We start from the raw sequence: 2,226 nt of genomic DNA, 5'->3' as shown, positions 1-2,226 counted from the left end.
GGCTGGGCCGCCGTCGAGGTCGCCTACGCCTCCGCCGCCGGCCCCCGCGTCCCCGACGCCCTCGCCGCCCTGCGCACCGCCGGCGCCGTACACACCGCCGTCGCCCCCTACCTGCTCGCCCCCGGCCTCCTCCCCGACCGCATCGCGGCCGCCGCCGAGGACGCGGACGCGGACCTCGTGGCCGACGTCCTCGGCCCGTCCCCCGAACTCGCGGCCCTCCTCCTCCACCGCTACGACCAGGCCCGCCACACCGCGGACACCACCCCGGCCCTCACCGCCTGACCCTCACGACGCCCGACGGTGCTGGTACTCCGCCACCGCCGCGGTGATCACACTGAGCGGCACCGGCTCGTCCACGTCCGCGATGGCGGCCTCGATCCACTCCCGCATGATCGCCGTCGGCTTCAGCCCCCGCTCCCGCGCCCGGCGCCGGACCTCGTCCATCACCGGCTTGGGCAGCCGCAGCGAGGTGGTGATCATCACCGACTCGGCCGCCACCGGCTCGCCCGGCTCGGCGCTCATGATCTCGTCCTCGGTCAGCTCGTGCGTCTCGTAGTACTCGGCGATCGCCTCGAGGTCCGCACCGTTGTCAGTCATCCGTCACCTTCAACTCGTCCGCTTGAGGAACAAGCGCCTCTCGGCAGCTGTCATGTCGCGTGCGGTGGCGCAGTACCACGCTGACGGCACCACCGCGCTCTCCGCCAACACCACCAACAGGTAGCGCCCGGCCCGCGTCACGCCATGGCACAGGGTCGTCCCCTGGCGGCCGTCCGAGAACCAGTGCGGACGGCAGAACACGACATCCTCGACCTCCTCCGGATCCACTCCGTGCCTGGCGATGTGCTCCTCGGACCGCTCGGTCCAGTAGATCTCACTATGCACGAGCAGCAGCGTGTTGCAAACGCAATGCACGACTCAAGCCGCCGTCACTCGGGCGAGTGACGGCGGCCAGGAGCACCGGCAGCGCGCACGGACGGGCCGTACGCCCTGGCCGGCTCGGGCGTCAGGCCGGGAGGTTCCACTTCTGGTTGGCGGCGCCGTTGCAGTCCCAGATGCCGAGCTGGTTGCCGTTGTCGGTGGAGAAGCCGAGGTCGTCCAGGCAGCGGCCGGACTGCGGGTTGAGGAGCGAGCCGTCGGGGCGGGCCTGCCACTGCTGGGCGCCGCTGCCGTTGCAGTCGTAGATCTGGACCTTGGTGCCGTTGCCGGTGTTGCCGCCGGAGACGTCCATGCACTTGCCGAGGGCACGGATCGTGCCGTCGACGCCGATCCGCCACTTCTGCGCGACGGAGCCGTTGCAGTCGTAGATCTGGACGGCGGTGCCGTTGCCGACGTTGGCGCCCTTCACGTCGACGCACTTGCTCGCGTAGCCGGAGATCTGGCCGGTCGGGCCGGCCGGCGGGACGGCGCCGAGGACGACGCGCGGGAACTGGACGCTGTCGCCGATGCCGCAGGACGCGGACATGGTGCCGTCGCCGATCGCGATGCCGCCGATGGCGGGGCGGGAGAACTGCACGGTGTGGTTGGAGTTCCAGTAGAGGCAGTTGGCGGTCACGGTCCAGGTCTGCATCGGGTCGAGGCCGGTACAGCTGCCGACGGCGTTCCAGGCGGAGGCCCAGGCGCCGCAGGCCGGCGCGGCCTGGGCGGAGGTGGCCGGGGCGGCCAGGGCGGCGGCCCCGGCGAGCAGGGCGGTGGTCAGCAGGGCGGAGGTTCGGCGCATGGGACGGTCGTCCTTCCGAGTGGGGGGATCACGTGGACTCACCATCCGCGCCTCCGTGGTGACGGGGCGTCGGATGTGTGGGCCGCGTCAGAGACTCGGGGGTGCGCGGTCGGCCGTCAACCGGCAGGGCACCGGCAGCTGCCGGGTGCGCCGGGGCTGAGCTGGGCGGTCGGTCCGGGCGGCAGTTTTCGCCGGGGGCACGGCACGGCGCCGGCCCCGGAAAGCCGGAGGCCCCGCACGCCCCCTGCTGCGAGGGGGTGTGCGGGGCCCGTACGGCGTGGCCGGGACGGCCGTCAGTCGGCCTTGCGGCGCTGGCGGCCGGTGCCGTAGTTGGAGCCGGACTTGGTGCCGCTGCCGGGCTTGGCGCGGCCCGAGGAGCGGCCGATGAAGCCGGCCGCCTGCGGGCGCTCGCCCTGGGCGGCGCCGCCGATGCGCTGCTTGGGGCGGGGGCGGCGCGGGTTGCCGTTCATGTCGACGTCGGCGGGCAGCGCGGAGCGCTTGCCGGGCCG

At 73.5% G+C, this 2,226-nt stretch carries 4 protein-coding genes and 1 pseudogene; 1 reads left to right on the top strand and 4 read right to left on the bottom strand.

All coding sequences use genetic code 11. The features are described from left to right. Positions 1 to 282: CbiX/SirB N-terminal domain-containing protein (locus AE652_RS39955; RefSeq protein ID WP_049660591.1), on the top strand; the 282-nt coding region annotated here is incomplete at its 5' end. Positions 283 to 285: 3 nt separating this feature from the next. Here AE652_RS39955 and AE652_RS39950 read toward each other — a convergent pair. The 4 genes and pseudogenes from AE652_RS39950 to AE652_RS39935 form a co-directional block, all read right to left on the bottom strand. Next, on the bottom strand, positions 286 to 597 hold the full coding sequence (locus tag AE652_RS39950; protein WP_049660589.1) for a hypothetical protein: 312 nt from the start codon (positions 595 to 597) through the stop codon (positions 286 to 288). A 9-nt stretch (positions 598 to 606) separates the two neighbouring features. Next, the gene (locus AE652_RS43335; RefSeq protein ID WP_198959303.1) at positions 607 to 882 is read right to left on the bottom strand and encodes a hypothetical protein; all 276 of its coding nucleotides are present in this window, start codon (positions 880 to 882) and stop codon (positions 607 to 609) included. Positions 883 to 1,003: 121 nt separating this feature from the next. After that, positions 1,004 to 1,717: a ricin-type beta-trefoil lectin domain protein gene (locus AE652_RS49600; protein WP_053112563.1), complete on the bottom strand. Its 714-nt coding sequence runs from the start codon at positions 1,715 to 1,717 to the stop codon at positions 1,004 to 1,006. A gap of 293 nt (positions 1,718 to 2,010) precedes the next feature. Continuing rightward, a pseudogene (locus AE652_RS39935) lies at positions 2,011 to 2,226 on the bottom strand (DEAD/DEAH box helicase); the annotation flags it as partial.

Origin of the sequence: Kitasatospora sp. MY 5-36, from assembly GCF_001182915.1 — a bacterium.
GTDB lineage: Bacteria > Actinomycetota > Actinomycetes > Streptomycetales > Streptomycetaceae > Kitasatospora.
The sequence above is the reverse complement of the archived record's forward strand: the minus strand, read 5'-3'. Positions and strand labels throughout refer to the sequence as shown.